Genomic DNA, 22,029 nt, shown 5'->3' on the forward strand with positions numbered 1-22,029 from the left:
TTTTATGCCCGGCGGCGCTGCGCTTGCACGGGCCTACGATAAGTAGGCCAGGTAAGCGTTAGCGCCACCCGGCAATTCTGGTACTCCCACCATGCCCCACGATATCACCTCAATCCTGACCGATCTGATCAACGGCACGTCGCCCCTGCATCAGGTGCGATTTGCATCTCCGGTCGACCCGATCCCCAACGCTTCTCCTCGTCTTACGATTGTTCTTGAAGGCGAAACGCATGACGCGGTGTTCTCTTCCGTCGGATTTATTGCTGACCTTCAGCCCGCCACCCTGCTCAGCATCAGTTTCGGGAAGCAGCAACTGACGCTTCAGCTCCAGCGCGACACCACCGTGTTGCTTCAGCAGCAGGTCGCCAGACGCGGGCCAAGAATCGGTGCCTTCCTGCTGCAAACCCTCGCTGAATTGCAAATGCAGCCGGACGAGCAGGCCACGGCGAGACTGGTGGTCTTAAGTCTGCTCAGCCACTGCCGCGATCTGCTGGGCAGCGACATTCACACCGCCTCCCACAGTCGGGCACTTTTTGAAGCTATTCGCAGCCATATCGAAGAACATCATGCCGCACCGCTTACCCGTGAGTCGGTGGCGCAGGCGTTTTACATTTCACCCAACTACCTTTCTCACCTTTTTCAAAAGACCGGCAGCGTGGGGTTCAATGAATACCTGACCAGAACCCGTCTCGAGCATGCGCGACAGCTTCTCAAAGGCTATGACCTGAAAATTAAGGACATTGCCGCACACTGCGGCTTCACGGACAGCAACTACTTCTGCCGCCTGTTTCGCAGGCACACCGAGCGCTCACCTTCGGAATATCGCCGCCAGTATCACAGCCAGCTTACCGCCAAAAACTAGCATTGTGATCGTCCTCTCACTTCGCTAAGGACCTTACATTTGTCCAGTATTTGACAAATTTGACCTCTGGCTCACCCCGTCAGGCCCGCCGTATCCTTAATTCATATCCGCTGACTTAAGGAAAAATAATGGAATTGTATCTCGATACCGCCAACGTGGCGGACGTTGAACGCCTTGCCCGCATCTTCCCCATTGCGGGTATCACCACTAATCCGAGCATTATTGCCGCCAGCGGTGAACCGCTCTGGGATGTCCTGCCGCGCCTGCAGAAAGCCATCGGCCCCCAGGGGACCCTGTTCGCCCAGACCATGAGCCGCAGCGCCGAAGGGATGGTTGCCGAAGCCAGACGCCTGCGTGATGCGATCCCCGACATCGTGGTCAAAATCCCGGTAACCGCAGAAGGGCTTGTCGCCATCAAAGCGCTTAAAAAAGAGGGCATTACCACGCTCGGCACCGCAGTGTACAGCGCATCTCAGGGTCTGCTGGCGGCGCTGGCCGGGGCGAAGTACATCGCGCCGTACGTTAATCGCGTGGATGCTCAGGGCGGAGACGGGATCCGCACGGTGCAGGAGCTGCAAACCCTGCTGGAACTGCATGCGCCAGACAGCATGGTGCTGGCTGCCAGCTTCAAAACGCCGCGTCAGGCGCTGGACTGCCTGCTTGCTGGCTGTGAGGCGATCACCCTGCCCACTGATGTCGCGCAACAAATGCTCAATACGCCAGCGGTAGAGTCAGCCATAGACAAGTTTGAGCAGGACTGGAAAAACACGTTTGGTAGCCTCAACCTGTAAAGGAGATATGTGATGGATCGTATTATTCAATCGCCCGGCAAATACATTCAGGGTGCAGACGTGCTCTCACGCCTCGGTGATTACCTGAAACCGCTGGCCGCACGCTGGCTGGTGGTGGGCGATAAATTTGTGCTGGGCTTTGCCGAAGAGACGCTGCGCCAGAGCTTTAAACAGGCGGAACTGTACGTAGAAATCGCGCCCTTTGGCGGCGAATGTTCGCAGAACGAGATTGACCGACTGCGTCAGCTGGCGAAGAGCGCCGACTGCCAGGCGATCCTCGGCATCGGCGGCGGTAAAACGCTGGATACCGCTAAAGCGCTGGCGCATTTTATGGACGTTCCGGTTGCTATCGCCCCGACTATCGCCTCCACCGATGCGCCCTGCAGCGCGCTCTCCGTCATCTACACCGACAGCGGGGAATTCGATCGCTACCTGATGCTGCCCCACAACCCGAACATCGTGATTGTGGATACCAAAGTGGTGGCCGGTGCCCCTGCGCGCCTGCTGGCTGCCGGTATTGGCGACGCGCTGGCGACCTGGTTTGAAGCCCGGGCCTGCTCGCGCAGCGGTGCGACTACCATGGCGGGCGGCAAATGCACACAGGCAGCCCTGGCGCTGGCCGAGCTGTGCTACAACACCCTGATTGAAGAGGGTGAGAAAGCGATGCTGGCCGCGGAGCAGCATGTGGTGACCCCTGCCCTTGAGCGGGTGATTGAAGCGAATACCTATCTGAGCGGCGTCGGCTTTGAGAGTGGTGGGCTGGCGGCGGCGCACGCCATTCACAACGGGCTGACCGCCATCCCGGATGCCCATCATTACTATCACGGCGAGAAAGTGGCGTTCGGCACCCTGACCCAGCTGGTACTGGAGAATGCCCCGGTTGAAGAGATAGAAACCGTCGCGGCGCTCTGCCACAGCGTGGGATTACCCATCACCCTGGCACAGCTGGATATCACCACCGATATCCCGGCCAAAATGCGCCTGGTGGCGACGGCATCCTGCGCGAAAGATGAAACCATCCATAACATGCCGGGCGGCACCACGCCGGATCAGGTATATGCGGCACTGCTGGTTGCCGACCAGTACGGTCAGCGATTTATGCAGGAGTGGGAGTAGCGGCTGTTGCCCGGCGGCGCTGCGCTTGCACGGGCCTACGGGTTTTGTAGGCCGGGTAAGGCGTAGCCGCCACCCGGCAAAAAAATCCCCGCCGAAGCGGGGATTTTCCTTTTACAGCAGATCAAACCGGTCGAGATTCATCACTTTCACCCATGCCGCGACAAAGTCGTTCACGAACTTCTCGTGAGCATCGCTGCTGGCGTAAACCTCTGCCAGGGCACGCAGTACGGAGTTAGAACCAAATACCAGGTCGGCACGGCTTGCCTGATATTTCACTTCTCCACTCACGCGGTCGCGGCCTTCAAACAGCTCGCTGGATTCATCAGTAGCTTTCCACTGCGTGCCCATATCCAGCAGATTGACGAAGAAGTCAGTGCTGAGTACGCCCACGCGATCGGTAAAGACGCCGCTCTTACCGCCGTCAAAGTTAGCGCCCAGCACACGCAGCCCGCCCAGCAGCACCGTCATCTCTGGCGCGGTCAGGGTCAGCTGCTGCGCTTTATCAATCAGCAGCGATTCGGTAGTCGACACGTCGATGGCCGCACGGTAGTTACGGAAGCCATCGGCAACCGGCTGCAGCAGCGAGAACATGCCGATATCGGTCTGATCCTGACGCGCATCTACGCGGCCTGGCGTAAAGGGAACGGTGATGTTGAAGCCCGCCGCTTTCGCCGCCTGCTCGACGCCCACCACACCGGCCAGCACGATGATGTCCGCCAGCGACGCTTTATGCGCAGATTTATAGATGCCTTCCAGCACCGGCAGAACGCGTGCCGCTACGGCGTTAACATCCCAGCTGCGCTGCGGCGCCAGTGCCAGACGTGCGCCGTTGGCACCGCCACGCTTATCGCCACCGCGGAAGGTGGAGGCCGACGCCCATGCTACGGACACCAGTTCACTCACCGACAGTCCGGAAGCCGCAATATCTTCTTTCAGGCTCTGGATATCGTCAGCGGACGGGTGGAAGAATGGCTGCGGCAGCGGATCCTGCCAAATCAGCTCTTCTTTCGGTACTTCCGGTCCGATATAACGGGAAATCGGCCCCATATCACGATGGGTCAGTTTGAACCACGCCCGGGCGAAGGCTTCGTTAAAGGCCTGCGGATCGTTCAGGAAGCGGCGTGAGATCTTGTCGAACTCAGGATCGAAGCGCAGCGTCAGGTCGGTAACCAGCATGGTCGGCTTACGTTTTTTCGACGGGTCGAACGGATCGGGCATGATTTCCGGCGCGTTCACCGCTTCAAACTGAATCGCCCCGGCCGGGCTGCGGGTTTGCACCCAGTCGTATTTATAGAGGTTCTCGAAGAAGTAGTTGCTCCACTGGGTCGGCGTCTGCGACCAGATCACCTCCAGGCCGGAGGTAATCGCATCCGCCCCGATACCGGTACCGTGGGTGCTGGTCCAGCCCAGGCCCTGCGCCTCAAGCGGACCGCCTTCCGGATCGACACCCACATGGCTGGCTTCCCCTGCCCCGTGAGTTTTACCCAGGGTATGACCACCGGCGATCAGCGCGACGGTCTCTTCATCGTTCATCCCCATATTGCCGAAGGTGGCGCGAATAGCCGCCGCCGCCGACAGCGGTTCGCCGCTGGCGTTTGGCCCTTCCGGGTTCACGTAAATCAGCCCCATTTCGGTAGCTGACAGCGGATTCTTCGCCAGCGCTTCCGGGTCACGATGGGTTAACCAGGCTTTTTCATCCCCCCAGTTAACGTCCAGATCCGGTTCCCACACGTCTTCACGCCCGGCACCAAAGCCAAAGGTTCTGAAGCCGGAGTTTTCCAGCGCTACGTTGCCCGCGAGAATAAACAGGTCAGCCCAGGAAATTTTCTGGCCATATTTTTGTTTGATCGGCCACAGCAGACGACGCGCCTTATCGAGGCTGACGTTATCCGGCCAGGAGTTGAGCGGAGAGAAACGCTGCTGACCACGGCCCGCGCCGCCGCGTCCGTCGACTGAACGATAGGTGCCCGCACCATGCCACGCCATACGAATGAACAGACCGGCATAGCTGCCCCAGTCCGCAGGCCACCATGGCTGTGAATCGGTCAGCAGGGCTTTAAGATCGCCCTTCAGCGCGGAATAATCGAGTTTGCTGAACTCTTTGCGGTAATTGAAATCTTTACCCAGGGGGTTAGAACGTTCGGAATGCTGATTGAGAAGGTCGATACGAAGTTGTTTAGGCCACCAGTCCCGGCTGTTAGTGCCAGCACCCGCACTCTTGTCATAACTGCCCTGGTGGAATGGGCATTTACCTGAATTATGATTCTCGTCGGACATACTCATCGCTCTGCTCCCTCTATGATTTTACCGTTAGGATATACACCACCGGGAGCAAGAGATAATTGAAACCATCCACAGATTTGATAGTTATTTCCGTCGAAATCGGACGAAAACAAAAAATCCCTCATATTTATGAGGGATTTGCTTTTACAGGCCCGGGCGAACCCCCAAAGTGTGGCAGATCGCGTAGCTCATTTCGGCGCGGTTGAGGGTATAGAAATGGAAATCTTTTACCCCTTCGCGGCTGAGAATTTTCACCATGTCCATAGCGATATTCGCGCCCACCAGCTTGCGGGTTTCAGCGTCATCGTCCAGACCTTCATACATTTTTGCCATCCACAGCGGGATACGCACGTTGGTCATGTCGGCAAATTTCTTCGCCTGTTTGAAGTTAGAGACCGGCAGGATCCCCGGAATAATCTCCACGTCGATACCGGCTGAGACGCAGCGGTCACGGAAGCGCAGATAGCTTTCCACATCAAAGAAGAACTGGGTGATGGCGCGGTTCGCACCGGCATCCACTTTGCGTTTCAGGTTGAGCAGATCCGCCTGGGCGCTTTTCGCCTCCGGGTGAACCTCCGGGTAGGCCGCGACGGAGATATCGAAGTCACCAACCTCTTTCAACAGGGCAACCAGATCGGTGGCGTACATCTCCGGCTTGCCGCTGCCTGGCGGCAGGTCGCCGCGCAGGGCCACGATATGACGGATACCGTTGTTCCAGTAATCCTGGGCGATGGCGCGCAGCTCATCACGGGTGGCATCGATACAGGTCAGATGCGGGGCAGCTTCCAGACCGGTACGGTCCTTAATCCCTTTGATGATGCTGTGCGTGCGGTCGCGCTCGCCGGAGTTGGCGCCGTAAGTTACGGAGACAAATTTTGGCTTCAGGCTGCTCAGGCGATCGATAGAGGCCCACAGGGTCTGCTCCATTTCACTGGTGCGCGGCGGGAAAAATTCAAAAGAGACGTTAATCTGGCCGTTTACTTCAGCCAGGCTCTGATTCAGGGCTTCCCGCTGGTTGGCGTGAAAAAAGCTCATACCTTACCTCATCAATCGCGTGTCGTTGTTTGTTGTATTCGAACTTCTATACGTTTAGACGTCCAGATGTAAAAATGACGGAAAAGCGGACTGGCGTCAACTGAAAATATCATCAATAACGGTGAGGAATGCTCAGGGAAAGTGAAAAACGTTCAGGATGGGGTAACTATTCCCTCTCCCCTTAGGGGAGAGGGGGAAAACACAAAGATTACAGCAGCTGCGCCAGACGGTTGATATCTGACTGGATTGCCCCGGCGGTCACGTCGCGGCCCGCACCCGGACCACGGATAACCAGCGGGTTATCGCGATACCAGCGGCTTTCGATGGCAAAGACGTTATCGCACGGCAGCAGCGCCGCCAGCGGATGTTCAGGACGTACGGCCTCAACCCCAACGCGCGCTTTGCCGTTGGCATCGAAACGCGCCACGTAGCGCAGCACCAGACCCATTTCGCGCGCCGCTTCCAGACGCTGTAGCATCTGCTCGTTCAGCGCATCGCCGTTCTCGAAGAAGTGATCGACAGATCCCTCTTCGCAGCCCGCTGGCACCAGCGACTCCACACGTACCTGATTCGGCTCGATGTCGTAGCCCGCCTCACGCGCCACAATCACCAGCTTACGCATCACGTCTTTCCCGGAGAGGTCAACGCGTGGGTCCGGCTCGGTCAGCCCCTGCTGCCACGCCTGATCCACCAGGTCGGTGAACGGCACGGTGCCATCAAACTGCAGGAACAGCCAGGAGAGAGTGCCGGAGAAAATACCGCTGATCGCCAGAATGCTGTCACCGCTTTCGATCAGATCGCGCACGGTGTGGTTAACCGGCAGACCCGCGCCGACGGTGGCGTTGTACAGCCAGTGACGGCCCGTTTTTTCAAACGCGTCATGAATCTGACGGTAGTTGCGGGTATTGCTGGCACCCGCCAGTTTGTTGGCGCTGATGACGTGGAAACCGTGGCTGGCAAAATCAAGATACTGATCGGCCAGCTGCTCGCTGGCGGTCACATCCAGCACCACCAGGTCGTCATACGGATGGGCACGCATCCACAGGAACAGCGACTCTTCATCCTGTTCAATGGCTTCGTCGTTGAAGAAGGCCAGCGCACGGCTGGCGTCCAGCCCTTCATAGCTGAGCAGGCTGCGGCGGCTGTCCACCACCCCCGCCAGCACAAATTCAAAGCCGGTACGCGCGGAAAGCGTGGTCTGTTCACGGGCAAACAGCTCCAGCCAGCGGGAACCGATATTGCCTTTCCCGAACAGCATCAGGCCGATACGTTTTTCGGCGCGGAACAGCGACTGGTGCAGGCCCTGGATCAGGCTCTCCGTTGGCCCGGTACGCATCACCGCCACCAGGCTGATGCCCTCTTCCGACTGCCAGGTAAATTCAACCGGCTGGCCTTTCAGCTGCTGCCAGAAACGGTGGCAGTGCAGCGGGTTACGGGTGACGCCCGCGCCGACCATGGCGATCAGCGCCAGCCCCTGACGCAGACGAAGCTCGCCCGGCAGGCCCGCTTCATCGAGAATTTTCAGCGCGCTGTCGGCCACTTCTGCGGTGTAGCAGAACTGCAGCAGGTGACGGTCAGTATGCACACCCACGGCCAGCGGACGCACCTGAGCACGCTTGAGGATCAGTTCAATCTCTTTATGCGCCTGTTTGAAATCCTGCCCGGCCGGAACGAGGAACTCGATCAGGCAGATATCGTCATGGCTGGTAACGATACGCGCCCCCGTGCCGGAGGCCAGCACGCGCTCAATGCGGGTTGACCCCTGATCCGGCGTATAGCTACAGCGCAGCTGCAGGTCGATATCGCTGCCGGAGACCGGCTGTAAGGTACGGGCGTGAAGAACCGGAGCTGCGAGGCGCGCCAGTTCGCTGGCTTCGTCGAGACGCAGCAGCGGCAGCAGACACGCATCTTTCACCTTACGCGGGTCGGCACTGTAGACGCCGGCCACGTCGCTCCAGATGGTGACGCGAGAGACGCCCGCCAGGGCACCGATCTGCGTCGCAGAGTAGTCGGAGCCGTTACGTCCCAGCAGCACGGTTTCACCCGCGTTGCTGCGGCTGATAAAGCCGGTCACGACAATACGTTTATTCGGATGCTGCACCAGCAGTTGCTGAAGCAGCGGATAGGAGAGGCCTTCATCCACCTGCGGCTGAGCGCCACGTTCGGCGCGCAGGAAATCACGCGCGTCCAGCCATGCGGCCTCCAGCCCCTGCTGTTGCAGGACGGCTGCCATCAGACGGGCAGACCACACTTCGCCGTGGCCCACCACTTCTGCGTAGACGGCATCGGTCACGCCGCTGTCGAGTAACGCGGCCAGCCGCTCCAGATCCTGGATAAAGTTGCTAATCAGGCCATCGGCCACGTCAGCAGGCAGTAAACCGGCGATCAGTTCACTCTGATAACGGCGTAACGCTTGTTGAACCTGATGCGCAGAGAGACGATCGGTCTGGCTTAACTTCAGCCAGCTAATCAACTGGTTGGTGGTGCTGCCCGCCGCGGAGACAACCATCATGTCCCCCGGCATCGAATACTCTGCCATGATCCCCGCGACCCGCAGGTAACATTTCACATCAGCAAGACTACTACCACCAAACTTGTGCAGCTGACGACCCTTCGCCCCTGCCTGCGCTATCACACTCATGATTACCCCTTGGCTGCGACCTGGAAGCCATTTTCCAGATCGGCAATTAAATCTTCACAATCTTCAATACCGGTTGAGATACGCAACAGCGTCTCGGAGATCCCGGCGGCGGCACGCGCTTCTGGCGCCATGCCTGCGTGCGTCATGGTGGCGGCGTGGGAGATCAAGCTTTCAACCCCACCTAAAGATTCCGCCAGCGTAAACAGTGACAACCCGCTCAGGAAGCGACGCAGCGTCTGCTCATCGCCATCCAGTTCAAAGCTTAACATCGCGCCAAAACCCTTTTGCTGACGCGCCGCAATCTCGTGCCCCTGATTGTCCGGCAGCGACGGGTGATAAAGCTTTTTCACCAGCGGCTGGGTCTTCAGGAAATCGACAATCGCCTGGGCATTACGCTGCGCCACGTCCATACGCGGCGACAGGGTGCGCAGACCACGCAGCAGCAGATAGCTGTCGAACGCGCTGCCGGTGACGCCGATGTTATTCGCCCACCATGCCAGTTCGGTGACAACTTCCGGATCTTTTGCAATCACCACCCCGGCAACCACATCCGAGTGGCCGTTCAGATATTTGGTGCATGAATGCAATACCAGATCTGCTCCCAGTGCCAGCGGGTTCTGCAGCGCCGGACTGAGGAACGTATTATCCACTACACTTATCGCTCCCGCATCCCTCGAAAGCTGACAAATTTTTGCGATGTCCACAACGCGCAGCAGCGGGTTGCTTGGACTTTCGATTAATACCAGCTTCGGTTTTTCTGCCAGCGCCTGTTTCAGCGCCTGCTCATCACCCTGATCGACAAACAGCACGCGATAGCAACCGCGCTTCGCCAGGCTGTCGAACAGACGGTAGCTGCCGCCGTAACAGTCGTGCGGGGCCACCAGCAGATCGCCAGGTTTCAGGAACACGGTGGTCACCAGATGAATCGCCGACATGCCGGTGTTGGTCATCACCGCGCCTGCGCCACCTTCCAGTTCCGCCAGCGCACGCTGGGTGACATCACGCGTAGGGTTGCCACGGCGCGAGTAGTCATGGGCGCGTGGTTCATTAAATCCGGTGAAGTTATAGGTACTGGAGAGATGAATCGGCGGGACAACGCAGCCGTACTGTTCGTCGTCATTCAATCCGCTACGCACTGCGATGGTGGCCTGTTTACGCGTCATGGTGAAGGCTTCCTGGCTTAATGGATGAAAAGTCAGGCACCAGAGTAAACATTGATTATATGGACGTCAATACATCTGGACATCTAAACTTCTTTGCGTATAGATTGAGCAATGCGCAAATAGCCGTTAAAATTATATGCTTTAGCGCATACCGCAGAGGCAATATCCGTGTCACGACGGCGTCTCTACGGTAAACTACGCGAGATTATGGCGCGAAACCCTGCGAACCGCTGCGGTGTCGGCCTCATATTAATGACAGAGAGGATTAAAGGTATCTCATGGCTGAATGGAGCGGCGAATATATCAGCCCATACGCTGAGCACGGTAAGAAGAGTGAACAAGTAAAAAAAATTACGGTTTCCATTCCTCTGAAGGTGTTAAAAATCCTCACCGATGAGCGCACGCGTCGTCAGGTGAATAACCTGCGTCACGCTACCAACAGCGAGCTGCTGTGCGAAGCGTTCCTGCACGCGTTTACCGGCCAGCCTTTGCCGAACGATGAAGACCTGCGCAAAGAGCGTAGCGATGAAATTCCGGAAGAGGCGAAGGTGATCATGCGTGAACTGGGTATCGACCCGGATACGTGGGAATACTGATTTGCAGATACAAAAAAAGCGCCTTGCGGCGCTTTTTTTTCGGGATGCATCTTACTTAGAAGAGCCCGGGATGCTGAAACGCTTGTTGAAGCGGTCAACACGGCCACCGGTTGCAACATCACGCTGCTTACCAGTGTAGAACGGGTGGCACTGGCCGCACACGTCCAGGTTCAGATCATGACCCACGGTGGAGCGGATCTGGATAGAGTTACCGCAAGAACAGTTTGCAGTAATCATTTCGTATTTAGGATGGATATCTTTTTTCATGGGAGAACCTCAGTTAAGGCCGCGTCGCTCTTCCAGCCCTAACGCCAGACACCACGCGATGTTGAATGTAAGTTCTTTGATGCAAAGTGCACCAAAGGCGGCGAATCATACAGAATTTAACCAGGGTATGCAAACTGATCCGCACGCCGCCTTTCACTAATGTGTATACTAACGCGCCACTTTTCAAGTCAGGAAGATTCGATGCCCGTTGCTCACGTTGCCCTGCCCGTTCCGCTTCCCCGCACCTTCGACTACCTGCTGCCGGACGGCATGCAGGCCGTAGCGGGCTGTCGCGTGACGGTGCCGTTTGGCAAACAGCAGCGGGTGGGCGTTGTGGTTTCCGTCAGCCAGCAAAGCGAACTGCCTCTCAGTGACCTGAAGAGCGTGGTTGAGGTGCTGGACAGCGAACCGGTCTTTTCCTCCAGCGTCTGGCGACTGCTGCTGTGGGCCGCCGACTATTATCATCATCCCATTGGCGACGTGCTGTTTCATGCCCTACCCATTCTGTTACGTCAGGGCAAAAGCGCCAGCCACGCGCCGATGTGGTACTGGTTTGCCACCGAGCAGGGCCAGGCGGTGGACATTAACAGCCTGAAACGCTCCCCGAAACAGCAGCAGGCGCTGGCGGCGTTACGCCAGGGCCGGATCTGGCGGCACCAGGTTGAGAGCCTCGATTTTAACGACGCGGCGCTGCAGAGCTTACGCAAAAAAGGGCTGAGCGAGCTGGCCTGCGAAGCGCCAGCGCTTATCGACTGGCGCGACGGCTTTAGCGTGGCGGGCGACCGTCTGCGGCTGAATACCGAACAGGCAACCGCCGTTGGCGCGATCCACAGCGCCTCCGATCGCTTCTCGGCCTGGCTGCTGGCGGGCGTCACCGGTTCCGGTAAGACCGAAGTCTATCTGAGCGTGCTGGAAAATGTGCTGGCTCAGGGCAAACAGGCGCTGGTGATGGTGCCGGAAATCGGCCTGACGCCGCAGACCATCGCCCGTTTTCGCGAGCGGTTTAATGCTCCGGTCGAGGTGCTGCACTCCGGGTTAAACGACAGCGAGCGCCTCAGCGCCTGGCTGAAAGCCAAAAATGGCGAAGCGGCGATTGTGATTGGCACCCGCTCATCCCTGTTCACGCCGTTTAAAAATCTTGGCGTGATCGTTATCGACGAAGAGCACGACAGCTCTTATAAACAGCAGGAAGGCTGGCGCTATCACGCCCGCGACCTGGCGGTGTACCGCGCCCACAGCGAGCAGATCCCGATTATTCTTGGCTCGGCGACCCCTGCGCTGGAGACGCTGCATAACGTGCGCCAGCGTAAATACCATCTATTACGCCTGACGCGACGGGCGGGTAATGCCCGGCCAGCCATGCAGCACGTGCTGGATCTGAAAGGCCAGCAGGTGCAGGCGGGATTAGCCCCGGCGTTAATTACCCGCATGCGCCAGCATCTGCAGGCCAACAACCAGGTGATCCTGTTTCTCAACCGTCGCGGCTTTGCCCCGGCGCTGCTGTGTCACGACTGCGGCTGGATAGCCGAGTGCCCGCGCTGCGATCACTATTACACCCTGCATCAGGCGCAGCACCATTTGCGCTGTCACCACTGCGACAGCCAGCGTCCGGTGCCGCGCCAGTGCCCTTCCTGCGGCTCCACCCATATGGTGCCGGTCGGGCTGGGCACAGAGCAGCTGGAGCAGGCGCTGACCCCCTTCTTCCCCGGCGTGGCCATCTCACGTATCGACCGCGACACCACCAGCCGCAAAGGGGCGCTTGAGCAGCAGCTGGCAGAGGTGCATCGCGGCGGGGCGCGCATCCTGATTGGTACCCAGATGCTGGCGAAAGGGCACCACTTCCCGGACGTCACCCTGGTGGCGCTGCTGGACGTTGACGGCGCGCTGTTCTCGGCGGATTTCCGTTCTGCAGAGCGCTTTGCCCAGCTCTATACCCAGGTGGCTGGCCGTGCCGGGCGCGCCGGTAAACAGGGCGAAGTGGTGCTGCAGACCCACCATCCCGAGCATCCGCTGCTGCAAACCCTGCTGCATAAAGGCTACGACGCCTTTGCCGAGCAGGCCCTGGCGGAGCGTCAGACCCTGCAACTCCCGCCGTGGACCAGCCATGTGATTATCCGCGCCGAGGATCACAACAACCAGCAGGCGCCGCTGTTCCTCCAGCAGCTGCGCAATCTGCTGCAGGCCAGCCCGCTGGTGGATAATCAGCTGTGGATTTTAGGTCCGGTTCCGGCATTAGCGCCCAAACGCGGCGGACGCTATCGTTGGCAAATTCTGCTGCAACACCCTTCCCGGGTGCGTCTGCAACATATCGTCAGCGGAACACTGGCGTTAATAAATACCCTGCCGGAAGCGCGTAAGGTGAAGTGGGTGCTGGATGTCGATCCCATCGAAAGTTAAAAAATGGTGGGAGGCGGATCGAAAAATTCAACATGACTCACACTTTTTATGAAAATTCTGTAACCGCTTCCATTCGCAATCTGATAAAACTGATTCAGTCAGAAGAGCGGTGATACGCCTGCGAGGAGAAGAGGTTGAAGTCCAGGAAAGAGGTTGCCTCGGCGACCATGAAAGATGTTGCCCTGAAAGCAAAAGTCTCAACGGCAACGGTATCCCGAGCCTTAATGAATCCCGACAAAGTCTCGCAAAGCACGCGCAATCGCGTTGAGCAGGCTGCGCTGGAGGTGGGTTATCTGCCCCAGGCCATGGGCCGAAACGTCAAACGAAACGAATCCCGCACCATTCTGGTCATTGTGCCCGATATCTGCGATCCCTTTTTCAGCGAAATCATCCGCGGCATCGAAGTGACCGCCGCCGCCCAGGGCTACCTGGTGCTGATTGGCGACTGCGCGCACCAGAACCAGCAGGAAAAGACCTTCATCGACCTGATTATCACCAAGCAGATCGACGGCATGCTGCTGCTTGGTTCCCGTCTGCCTTTTGATGCCAGCATTGAAGAGCAGCGCAATTTACCGCCAATGGTGATGGCCAACGAGTTCGCTCCTGAACTGGAGCTGCCGACCGTCCATATCGATAACCTCACCGCCGCGTTCAACGCCGTGAATTATCTGCAGGAGCTCGGTCATAAACGTATCGGCTGCATCGCCGGGCCGGAAGAGATGCCGCTGTGCCACTATCGCCTGCAGGGCTATGTTCAGGCGCTGCGCCGCACCGGGGCGACGGTGGATCCGCACTATATCGCTCGCGGTGACTTTACCTATGCCGCAGGCGGCCTGGCGCTGGAAAAACTGCTGTCGCTGCCGCAACCGCCTACTGCGGTGTTCTGCCATAGCGACGTAATGGCGCTGGGCGCACTCTCTTACGCCAAACGGCGCGGCCTGAATGTGCCGAAAGACCTGTCGATTATTGGCTTCGATAACATTTCTCTGTCTGAATTTTGCGATCCGCCGCTCTCGACGGTGGCGCAACCCCGCTATGATATTGGCCGGGAAGCGATGCTGTTGCTGCTGGATCAGCTGAACGGACAAACGGTTAGCAGCGGCTCCCGTTTACTGGACTGTGAATTGATTGTTCGGGGTTCAACCCAGGCACTGACTTAAAGTAAACGCCTTTCAGACGTCCTCATCTGGTCAAAGGCCCGTCGCTTAAGTAACATGACGGGCTGACAAACGAAAAAATACAGCGAAACGATAGTGGCACAACGAGATTATGTACGTCGCGGCCAGCCGGCACCTTCGCGACGCAAAAAGAGTAGCTCACGGAAACCGCAACGCAGCCTGCCTGCGGTCTCGCCTGCCATGGTCGCGATTGCGGCGGCGGTACTGGTGGCATTCATCGGCGGCCTCTGGTTCATTACGCACCATAAAAAAGAAGAAGCAGAAGCGCTGCAGGGCAACAAAGTTGTCGGCAACGGCTTGCCTCCGAAACCGGAAGAGCGCTGGCGCTATATTAAAGAGCTTGAAAGCCGCCAGCCGGGCGTGCGTGCACCAACCGAGCCTTCTGCCGGTGGCGAGGTGGTTGATCCTACCCAGTTAACCAATGAACAGCGCCAGTTGCTGGCCCAGATGCAGGCCGATATGCGCCAGCAGCCTACCCAGCTCAACGAAGTGCCGTGGAATGAGCAAACGCCAGCACAGCGCCAGCAAACGCTGCAGCGTCAGCGCCAGGCGCAGCAACAGGTTCAGCAACAACAGCAGTGGGCGCAGACCCAGACGGTACAGCAGCCGAAAGCGCAGCCGCGGGCAACGGAACAGCCGTACCAGCAGCCACGTACCGCGCAGACGCAACCGGCGCAACAGCCGAAGACGCAGCCTGCGAAGCAAAATAGCAACGCGCAGCCGTATCAGGATCTGCTGCAAACGCCTGCGCATACCACCGCCCAGCAGCCGAAGGCCGCGCCGGTCACTAAAGAGACCGAAGCACCGAAGCAGACGGCAGAGAAGAAAGACGAACGTCGCTGGATGGTACAGTGCGGTTCATTTAAAGGCGCGGAGCAGGCGGAAACCGTGCGTGCCCAGCTGGCCTTTGAGGGCTTTGACTCACGCATCACCACCAATAACGGCTGGAATCGCGTGGTGATCGGCCCGGTAAAAGGCAAAGAAAATGCCGATGGCACCATCTCTCGTCTGAAGATGGCAGGTCACGCAAACTGCATTCGACTCGCTTCCGGGGGTTGAAACCCCCAAAATCCCCCCCATCTATCATTCTATTCAGCCCTGAGCACTGGCTCGGGGCCTCTATTCCGAATTTGTAACCAGGGGGTCTGCTCGTGACAACAATAGTAAGTGTACGCCGTAACGGCCAGGTGGTGATTGCCGGTGATGGCCAGGCCACGCTGGGTAATACCGTCATGAAAGGCAACGTGAAAAAAGTGCGTCGTCTGTATAACGACAAAGTGATCGCCGGTTTTGCGGGCGGTACCGCTGACGCCTTCACGCTGTTTGAGCTGTTTGAACGTAAACTGGAAATGCATCAGGGACATCTGGTGAAAGCCGCCGTTGAGCTGGCGAAAGACTGGCGTACCGACCGTATGCTGCGCAAGCTGGAAGCGCTGCTGGCGGTTGCCGATGAAAATGCCTCGCTGATCATCACCGGTAACGGTGACGTGGTGCAGCCAGAAAATGACCTGATTGCTATCGGTTCCGGTGGCCCGTACGCCCAGGCCGCCGCCCGTGCGCTGTTGGAAAACTCCGACCTGAGCGCGCGCGATATCGCTGTGAAGGCGTTGGATATTGCAGGGGATATCTGCATCTATACCAACCACTTCCACACCATCGAAGAATTGCCGTCTAAGGCGTAAGGATTTCTCATGTCTGAAATGACCCCACGCGAAATTGTCAGCGAACTGAACAAACACATTATCGGCCAGGATAACGCCAAGCGTTCTGTGGCGATCGCCCTGCGTAACCGCTGGCGTCGTATGCAGCTGGACGAAGTGCTGCGCCATGAAGTGACGCCAAAAAACATTCTGATGATCGGCCCGACCGGTGTCGGTAAAACCGAGATCGCCCGTCGTCTGGCGAAACTGGCCAACGCGCCGTTCATCAAAGTCGAAGCGACCAAGTTCACCGAAGTGGGCTATGTCGGGAAAGAAGTGGACTCTATCATCCGCGATCTGACCGATTCCGCGATCAAAATGGTTCGCGTCCAGTCCATCGAGAAAAACCGCTATCGCGCCGAAGAGATGGCGGAAGAGCGTGTCCTGGATGTGCTGATCCCACCGGCGAAAAACAACTGGGGCCAGGCAGAGCAGCCTGCCGAGCCGTCTGCTGCGCGCCAGGCGTTCCGCAAAAAACTGCGTGAAGGCCAGCTGGATGACAAAGAGATTGAGATCGATCTCGCCGCTGCGCCAATGGGCGTAGAAATTATGTCTCCGCCAGGCATGGAAGAGATGACCAGCCAGCTACAGTCCATGTTCCAGAACCTGGGCGGGCAGAAGCAAAAGCCGCGTAAGCTGAAAATCAAAGACGCGATGAAGCTGCTGATTGAAGAAGAAGCGGCGAAGCTGGTGAACCCGGAAGAGCTGAAGCAGGACGCTATCGACGCGGTAGAGCAGCACGGCATCGTGTTTATCGATGAGATCGATAAAATCTGTAAGCGCGGCGAATCCTCCGGCCCGGACGTTTCCCGTGAAGGCGTACAGCGCGACCTGCTGCCGCTGGTTGAAGGCTGCACCGTCTCCACCAAGCACGGCATGGTGAAAACCGACCACATTCTGTTTATCGCCTCCGGCGCGTTCCAGGTGGCCAAGCCGTCTGACCTGATCCCGGAACTGCAGGGTCGTCTGCCGATCCGCGTTGAGCTCCAGGCGCTGACCACTGAAGATTTCGAGCGCATCCTGACCGAGCCGAACGCCTCCATCACCGTGCAGTACAAAGCGCTGATGGCGACCGAAGGCGTGAACATCGAGTTCACCGAAGACGGTATCAAGCGTATCGCACAGGCCGCATGGCAGGTTAACGAAACCACCGAGAACATCGGTGCGCGTCGTCTGCATACCGTGCTGGAACGCCTGATGGAAGACATCTCTTATGATGCCAGCGACCTTAACGGCGAGAGCATTACCATTGATGCCGACTATGTGAGTAAGCACCTTGATGCTTTAGTAGCAGATGAAGATCTGAGCCGTTTTATCCTATAATCGCGGTCATTGCATATTCATCACTGATGATGGGGCTGAAAAGCCCCATTTTTATTGGCTAAATAACTATGACTGAAATCAGCCGTACACGTGCCTGGCTGGAAAGCCTGCGTCCTAAAACTCTTCCTCTCGCTTTCGCCGCCATTATTGTCGGCACCGCCCTCGCGTGGTGGCAGGGACATTTTGACCCGCTGGTGGCCTCACTGGCGCTGGTAACCGCCGGTCTGCTGCAAATTCTCTCTAACCTTGCCAACGATTATGGCGATGCCGTTAAGGGCAGCGATAAGCCTGACCGTATCGGGCCCCTGCGCGGGATGCAGAAAGGGGTGATCACCCAGGAGCAGATGAAACGGGCGCTGATTATCACCGTCGCGCTGATCTGTCTTTCGGGGATTGCGCTGGTGCTGGTGGCCTGTAAAACGCCGGCGGATGCGGTTGGCTTCCTGGTGCTCGGCCTGCTGGCCATCGTCGCGGCGATCACCTATACCGTCGGCACCCGCCCTTACGGATACATTGGTCTGGGTGATATTTCCGTACTGGTGTTCTTCGGCTGGCTGAGCGTGATGGGTAGCTGGTATCTGCAGGCGCATACGCTGATCCCTGCCCTGTTTCTGCCGGCCACCGCCTGCGGCCTGCTGGCGACGGCGGTACTCAATATCAATAACCTGCGCGATATCGACAGCGATCGGCAGAACGGTAAAAACACCCTGGCGGTCCGTTTAGGGCCGGTGAACGCGCGCCGCTACCATGCCTGCCTGCTGATGGGTGCGCTGTTTTGTCTGGCGCTGTTTAATCTGCTGTCGCTGCACAGTCTGTGGGGCTGGCTGTTCATCCTTGCCGCGCCGCTGCTGTTCAAACAGGCCCGCTACGTGATGCGCGAGCAGAGCGCCTCGGCAATGCCGCCGATGCTGGAACGCACGGTAAAAGGGGCGTTACTAACTAACCTGTTGTTCGTGATAGGGATTGTTCTCAGCCAGACGCTAAATTAGCTGACAAATATCAATTAACAATTGATGATTTTGCAAACAATGCATTTCGCGCGATATACTGAAATCACTTGCAGCAACAGAGCGTTAAACCTATGAAATACGATACCTCCGAGCTTTGTGACATCTACCAGGAAGATGTTAACGTCGTAGAACCGCTGTTCTCCAACTTTGGTGGACGGTCGTCATTTGGCGGACAAATCATCACGGTTAAATGTTTTGAGGATAACGGGTTGCTGTACGATCTGCTCGAACAGAACGGCCGTGGTCGCATTCTGCTGATCGACGGCGGTGGCTCCGTGCGTCGCGCGTTAATTGATGCCGAACTGGCTCGTCTTGCCATGCAAAACGAATGGGAAGGCATTGTGGTCTATGGCGCGGTGCGTCAGGTGGACGACCTCGAAGAGCTCGATCTGGGCATTCAGGCGATTGCTGCCATTCCGGTGGGTGCCGCAGGGGAAGGCATTGGCGAAAGCGACGTGCGCGTTAATTTCGGCGGTGTGACGTTCTTCTCCGGCGACCATCTCTATGCCGATAATACCGGCATTATCCTCTCTGAAGATCCGCTGGATATCGAGTAATAAAAAAGCCGGGTGGCGGCTTCGCCTTACCCGGCCTGCTCATTCTCTCTCACGCCGTTAAGCGTAAAAGATAACGGGAATCAGACTTCTTCCATACGTCCCAGCAGGGCATGCAGACGATCCTGCCAGCCGTTCTGCTGTTCGCGCAGGTGGTGGTTTTCACGCTCCAGCTCTTCGCGACCGTGCTGAGCAGTCTGAATTTCCTGCGACAGCGCGTTGTTTTTTTCTTTCAGCTCTTCGATTTCCATCTGCAGCAGGGTGATGGTATCAATCGCCTGCTGTACTTTGGATTCCAGTTTCTCAAACACTTCTAACGACATAATCCTACCTCTCCTGAATTTGCAAGGCGACGCTTGACGTAAACGCGCACAACACCTGGTGTCGATTGTATGGAGCCCCGCCCTCCCTGTCCAGCGGCAGACCGCGCAGATTGCGGTTTGCAATACTTTTCAGCCTCCTCCTGGTGCGTTCGCACCATATACCCCTAAATTGTTAACACTTTAGTTAACGGGATGCTTCAACCCGCATTCGCTCATTAACGCTCGCACACACTTTATGGCGCGTTATCGCTCATTTTGTTGACGCGGCACACACATTTTAAGTTCGATATTTCTCGTTTTTGCTCGTTAACGATAAATTAACACTATGTCTACAGGACATCGTGGCGGTTTCGACAATCGTCGCGCCAACAATAACCATTAATTCTTTTCAGGATCCGATTATGAGTGAAACATCAACCTTAAAAGGCCAGTGCATCGCAGAGTTCCTGGGTACTGGGTTGTTGATTTTCTTTGGCGTAGGATGTGTGGCTGCACTGAAAGTGGCGGGCGCCAGTTTCGGGCAGTGGGAAATCAGCATCATCTGGGGTCTGGGCGTGGCGATGGCCATCTACCTGACGGCGGGTGTTTCTGGTGCGCATCTCAACCCTGCGGTCACCATCGCGCTGTGGCTGTTTGCCTGCTTCGACAAACGCAAGGTGATCCCCTTCATTGTTGCGCAGTTTGCCGGTGCCTTTTGTGCAGCGGCGTTAGTTTACGGGCTCTATTACAATCTGTTTATCGACTTTGAACAGACGCACCAGATGGTGCGCGGCAGTACCGAAAGCCTTGAGCTGGCGGGTATCTTCTCCACCTATCCGAATCCGCACATAAACTTTGTGCAGGCCTTCGCGGTGGAAATGGTGATTACCGCGATCCTGATGGGCGTCATTATGGCCCTGGGGGATGACGGCAACGGCATTCCACGCGGGCCGCTGGCACCGCTGCTGATTGGCCTGCTGATTGCGGTAATCGGTGCATCAATGGGACCGCTGACGGGCTTTGCCATGAACCCGGCGCGCGACCTGGGACCCAAGACGTTTGCCTTCTTCGCGGGCTGGGGCGACGTTGCCTTCACCGGCGGTAAAGATATTCCTTATTTCCTGGTGCCGCTGTTCGGCCCCATTGTAGGTGCTGCGCTGGGTGCCTTCGGCTATCGTAAACTGATTGGCCGCCACCTGCCGTGTGACACCTGTGTCGCCGAGGAGAAGGACACCTCTTCCGCCACACAACAAAACGCTTCGCTGTAATCTGACTACGGGACCACAACTATGACCGACAAAAAATATATCGTTGCGCTCGACCAGGGCACGACCAGCTCCCGCGCTGTCGTTATGGATCATGACGCGAACATCGTCAGCGTGTCACAGCGCGAATTCGAGCAAATTTATCCGAAGCCAGGCTGGGTCGAGCACGATCCAATGGAAATCTGGGCGTCGCAAAGCTCAACGCTGGTTGAAGTGCTGGCGAAAGCCGATATCAGTTCCGATGAGATTGCCGCTATCGGTATCACCAACCAGCGTGAAACGGCCATCGTCTGGGAGCGCGAAACCGGTAAGCCGATTTACAACGCTATCGTCTGGCAGTGCCGCCGCACCGCGGATATCTGCGAGAAGCTCAAGCGCGACGGTATGGAAGAGTACGTGCGTAGCGCCACCGGCCTGGTGGTGGACCCGTACTTCTCCGGCACCAAGGTGAAATGGATCCTCGACCACGTTGAAGGCTCCCGCGAGCGGGCAAAACGCGGCGAACTGCTGTTCGGCACCGTGGATACCTGGCTTATCTGGAAGATGACCCAGGGCCGCGTCCACGTGACCGACTACACCAACGCCTCGCGTACCATGCTGTTCAACATCAACACCCTGGAATGGGATGACAAGATGCTGGAGGCGCTGGATATCCCGCGCGCCATGCTGCCGCAGGTGCGTAAATCCTCGGAAATCTACGGCCAGACCAATATCGGCGGTAAAGGCGGCACGCGTATTCCTATCGCCGGGATCGCCGGTGACCAGCAGGCGGCGCTGTTTGGCCAGCTGTGCGTGAAGGAAGGGATGGCGAAAAACACCTACGGCACCGGCTGCTTCATGCTGATGAATACCGGCGAGAAGGCGGTGAAATCGGAGCATGGTCTGCTGACCACCATCGCCTGCGGCCCGCGCGGGGAAGTGAACTACGCCCTGGAAGGCGCGGTGTTTATGGCGGGGGCCTCCATCCAGTGGCTGCGCGACGAGATGAAGCTGATCAGCGACGCCTTTGACTCAGAGTATTTCGCCACCAAGGTGAAAGATACCAACGGCGTGTACGTGGTGCCGGCCTTTACCGGGCTGGGTGCGCCGTACTGGGATCCCTATGCGCGCGGGGCGATTTTCGGCCTGACGCGTGGGGTGAACTCCAACCACATCATTCGCGCCACGCTGGAGTCGATTGCCTATCAGACCCGCGACGTGCTGGAAGCGATGCAGGCCGACTCCGGCATTCGCCTGCACGCCCTGCGTGTGGACGGCGGCGCGGTTGCCAACAACTTCCTGATGCAGTTCCAGTCCGACATTCTGGGTACCCGCGTGGAGCGCCCGGAAGTGCGTGAAGTGACGGCGCTGGGTGCGGCTTATCTTGCCGGTCTGGCGGTGGGCTTCTGGCAGAATCTGGACGAACTGCAGGAAAAAGCGGTCATTGAACGCGAATTCCGCCCGGGCATCGAAACCACCGAGCGCAACTACCGCTACAGCGGCTGGAAGAAAGCGGTGAAACGCGCCCTGGCGTGGGAAGAGCACGACGAGTAAGACAAGCCTTACC

Annotated in this window: 19 protein-coding genes; 13 read left to right on the plus strand and 6 right to left on the minus strand. The window is 57.7% G+C overall.

The genetic code is table 11. The annotated features are described in order from the left end of the window. The first annotated feature begins 91 nt into the window (after positions 1-91). The 3 genes from FFB58_RS20630 to FFB58_RS20640 all read left to right on the plus strand — a co-directional run bounded on the left by FFB58_RS20630 (position 92) and on the right by FFB58_RS20640 (position 2,769). Positions 92-862: a helix-turn-helix domain-containing protein gene (locus tag FFB58_RS20630; RefSeq protein WP_138370880.1), complete on the plus strand. Its 771-nt coding sequence runs from the start codon at positions 92-94 to the stop codon at positions 860-862. Positions 863-990: 128 nt separating this feature from the next. Then, positions 991-1,653 carry a fructose-6-phosphate aldolase gene (gene fsa, locus FFB58_RS20635; protein WP_138370881.1) on the plus strand — a complete coding sequence of 221 codons (663 nt, stop codon included), beginning with the start codon at positions 991-993 and terminating at the stop codon, positions 1,651-1,653. A 12-nt stretch (positions 1,654-1,665) separates the two neighbouring features. Next, complete coding sequence (locus tag FFB58_RS20640) at positions 1,666-2,769, plus strand: glycerol dehydrogenase (RefSeq protein WP_138370882.1); 1,104 nt, start codon at positions 1,666-1,668, stop codon at positions 2,767-2,769. Between the two features lie 111 nt (positions 2,770-2,880). On the opposite strand, the gene katG is transcribed toward FFB58_RS20640, so the two are convergent. The 4 genes from katG to metB all read right to left on the minus strand — a co-directional run bounded on the left by katG (position 2,881) and on the right by metB (position 9,891). Next, positions 2,881-5,052, minus strand: coding sequence for a catalase/peroxidase HPI (gene katG / locus FFB58_RS20645; RefSeq protein WP_138370883.1), 2,172 nt, complete (start codon positions 5,050-5,052; stop codon positions 2,881-2,883). Between the two features lie 144 nt (positions 5,053-5,196). Continuing rightward, positions 5,197-6,087, minus strand: a complete 891-nt coding sequence (gene metF / locus FFB58_RS20650) for a methylenetetrahydrofolate reductase (protein WP_039032119.1) — start codon at positions 6,085-6,087, stop codon at positions 5,197-5,199. Positions 6,088-6,295: 208 nt separating this feature from the next. Beyond that, positions 6,296-8,728, minus strand: a complete 2,433-nt coding sequence (locus tag FFB58_RS20655; RefSeq protein WP_138370884.1) for a bifunctional aspartate kinase/homoserine dehydrogenase II — start codon at positions 8,726-8,728, stop codon at positions 6,296-6,298. 2 nt (positions 8,729-8,730) lie between these two features. Next, on the minus strand, positions 8,731-9,891 hold the full coding sequence (gene metB / locus FFB58_RS20660; protein WP_039032121.1) for a cystathionine gamma-synthase: 1,161 nt from the start codon (positions 9,889-9,891) through the stop codon (positions 8,731-8,733). 278 nt (positions 9,892-10,169) lie between these two features. Here metB and metJ point away from each other — a divergent pair, with 278 nt between their 5' ends. After that, a complete protein-coding gene (metJ, locus tag FFB58_RS20665) occupies positions 10,170-10,487 on the plus strand; it encodes a met regulon transcriptional regulator MetJ (protein WP_007369220.1) in 318 nt (105 codons plus the stop codon). Positions 10,488-10,538: 51 nt separating this feature from the next. Here metJ and rpmE read toward each other — a convergent pair whose 3' ends face one another. Then, positions 10,539-10,754: a 50S ribosomal protein L31 gene (rpmE, locus tag FFB58_RS20670; protein ID WP_039032122.1), complete on the minus strand. Its 216-nt coding sequence runs from the start codon at positions 10,752-10,754 to the stop codon at positions 10,539-10,541. 201 nt (positions 10,755-10,955) lie between these two features. On the opposite strand from rpmE, the gene priA reads away from it, so the two are divergent. From priA to rraA, 7 genes are all read left to right on the plus strand, one after another. Further along, positions 10,956-13,151 carry a primosomal protein N' gene (gene priA, locus FFB58_RS20675; protein ID WP_138370885.1) on the plus strand — a complete coding sequence of 732 codons (2,196 nt, stop codon included), beginning with the start codon at positions 10,956-10,958 and terminating at the stop codon, positions 13,149-13,151. 134 nt (positions 13,152-13,285) lie between these two features. Further along, positions 13,286-14,311, plus strand: coding sequence for a DNA-binding transcriptional regulator CytR (gene cytR, locus FFB58_RS20680; protein WP_039032124.1), 1,026 nt, complete (start codon positions 13,286-13,288; stop codon positions 14,309-14,311). Positions 14,312-14,404: 93 nt separating this feature from the next. After that, positions 14,405-15,388, plus strand: a complete 984-nt coding sequence (ftsN, locus tag FFB58_RS20685) for a cell division protein FtsN (protein ID WP_138370886.1) — start codon at positions 14,405-14,407, stop codon at positions 15,386-15,388. 92 nt (positions 15,389-15,480) lie between these two features. After that, positions 15,481-16,011, plus strand: a complete 531-nt coding sequence (gene hslV / locus FFB58_RS20690; RefSeq protein ID WP_039032126.1) for an ATP-dependent protease subunit HslV — start codon at positions 15,481-15,483, stop codon at positions 16,009-16,011. A gap of 9 nt (positions 16,012-16,020) precedes the next feature. Then, positions 16,021-17,352: an HslU--HslV peptidase ATPase subunit gene (gene hslU / locus FFB58_RS20695; protein WP_039032127.1), complete on the plus strand. Its 1,332-nt coding sequence runs from the start codon at positions 16,021-16,023 to the stop codon at positions 17,350-17,352. 62 nt (positions 17,353-17,414) lie between these two features. Further along, the gene (menA, locus tag FFB58_RS20700; RefSeq protein WP_138370887.1) at positions 17,415-18,341 is read left to right on the plus strand and encodes a 1,4-dihydroxy-2-naphthoate polyprenyltransferase; all 927 of its coding nucleotides are present in this window, start codon (positions 17,415-17,417) and stop codon (positions 18,339-18,341) included. Positions 18,342-18,433: 92 nt separating this feature from the next. Further along, positions 18,434-18,919, plus strand: a complete 486-nt coding sequence (rraA, locus tag FFB58_RS20705) for a ribonuclease E activity regulator RraA (RefSeq protein WP_039032129.1) — start codon at positions 18,434-18,436, stop codon at positions 18,917-18,919. Positions 18,920-18,999: 80 nt separating this feature from the next. Here rraA and zapB read toward each other — a convergent pair whose 3' ends face one another. Then, a complete protein-coding gene (gene zapB, locus FFB58_RS20710) occupies positions 19,000-19,239 on the minus strand; it encodes a septal ring assembly protein ZapB (RefSeq protein ID WP_039032130.1) in 240 nt (79 codons plus the stop codon). A gap of 401 nt (positions 19,240-19,640) precedes the next feature. On the opposite strand from zapB, the gene FFB58_RS20715 reads away from it, so the two are divergent. Together FFB58_RS20715 and glpK are read left to right on the plus strand one after the other, a co-directional pair. Next, a complete protein-coding gene (locus FFB58_RS20715; protein ID WP_039032131.1) occupies positions 19,641-20,486 on the plus strand; it encodes an MIP/aquaporin family protein in 846 nt (281 codons plus the stop codon). A gap of 21 nt (positions 20,487-20,507) precedes the next feature. Continuing rightward, the gene (gene glpK / locus FFB58_RS20720; protein WP_039032132.1) at positions 20,508-22,016 is read left to right on the plus strand and encodes a glycerol kinase GlpK; all 1,509 of its coding nucleotides are present in this window, start codon (positions 20,508-20,510) and stop codon (positions 22,014-22,016) included. Positions 22,017-22,029 lie beyond the last annotated feature (13 nt).

It is taken from the genome of Enterobacter sp. MF024, assembly GCF_005843915.1.
Lineage (GTDB): Bacteria > Pseudomonadota > Gammaproteobacteria > Enterobacterales > Enterobacteriaceae > Enterobacter > Enterobacter barmai.

What these genes read in the sequence shown, in the direction of transcription:
- metB (WP_039032121.1), bottom strand. Translation starts at nt 9,891, where the DNA reads ATGACGCGTAAACAGGCCACCATCGCAGTGCGTAGCGGATTGAATGAC.
- priA (WP_138370885.1), top strand. Translation starts at nt 10,956, where the DNA reads ATGCCCGTTGCTCACGTTGCCCTGCCCGTTCCGCTTCCCCGCACCTTC.
- rraA (WP_039032129.1), top strand. Translation starts at nt 18,434, where the DNA reads ATGAAATACGATACCTCCGAGCTTTGTGACATCTACCAGGAAGATGTT.
- metF (WP_039032119.1), bottom strand. Translation starts at nt 6,087, where the DNA reads ATGAGCTTTTTTCACGCCAACCAGCGGGAAGCCCTGAATCAGAGCCTG.
- FFB58_RS20655 (WP_138370884.1), bottom strand. Translation starts at nt 8,728, where the DNA reads ATGAGTGTGATAGCGCAGGCAGGGGCGAAGGGTCGTCAGCTGCACAAG.
- FFB58_RS20640 (WP_138370882.1), top strand. Translation starts at nt 1,666, where the DNA reads ATGGATCGTATTATTCAATCGCCCGGCAAATACATTCAGGGTGCAGAC.
- FFB58_RS20715 (WP_039032131.1), top strand. Translation starts at nt 19,641, where the DNA reads ATGAGTGAAACATCAACCTTAAAAGGCCAGTGCATCGCAGAGTTCCTG.
- rpmE (WP_039032122.1), bottom strand. Translation starts at nt 10,754, where the DNA reads ATGAAAAAAGATATCCATCCTAAATACGAAATGATTACTGCAAACTGT.
- FFB58_RS20630 (WP_138370880.1), top strand. Translation starts at nt 92, where the DNA reads ATGCCCCACGATATCACCTCAATCCTGACCGATCTGATCAACGGCACG.
- glpK (WP_039032132.1), top strand. Translation starts at nt 20,508, where the DNA reads ATGACCGACAAAAAATATATCGTTGCGCTCGACCAGGGCACGACCAGC.
- metJ (WP_007369220.1), top strand. Translation starts at nt 10,170, where the DNA reads ATGGCTGAATGGAGCGGCGAATATATCAGCCCATACGCTGAGCACGGT.
- hslU (WP_039032127.1), top strand. Translation starts at nt 16,021, where the DNA reads ATGTCTGAAATGACCCCACGCGAAATTGTCAGCGAACTGAACAAACAC.
- fsa (WP_138370881.1), top strand. Translation starts at nt 991, where the DNA reads ATGGAATTGTATCTCGATACCGCCAACGTGGCGGACGTTGAACGCCTT.
- zapB (WP_039032130.1), bottom strand. Translation starts at nt 19,239, where the DNA reads ATGTCGTTAGAAGTGTTTGAGAAACTGGAATCCAAAGTACAGCAGGCG.
- katG (WP_138370883.1), bottom strand. Translation starts at nt 5,052, where the DNA reads ATGAGTATGTCCGACGAGAATCATAATTCAGGTAAATGCCCATTCCAC.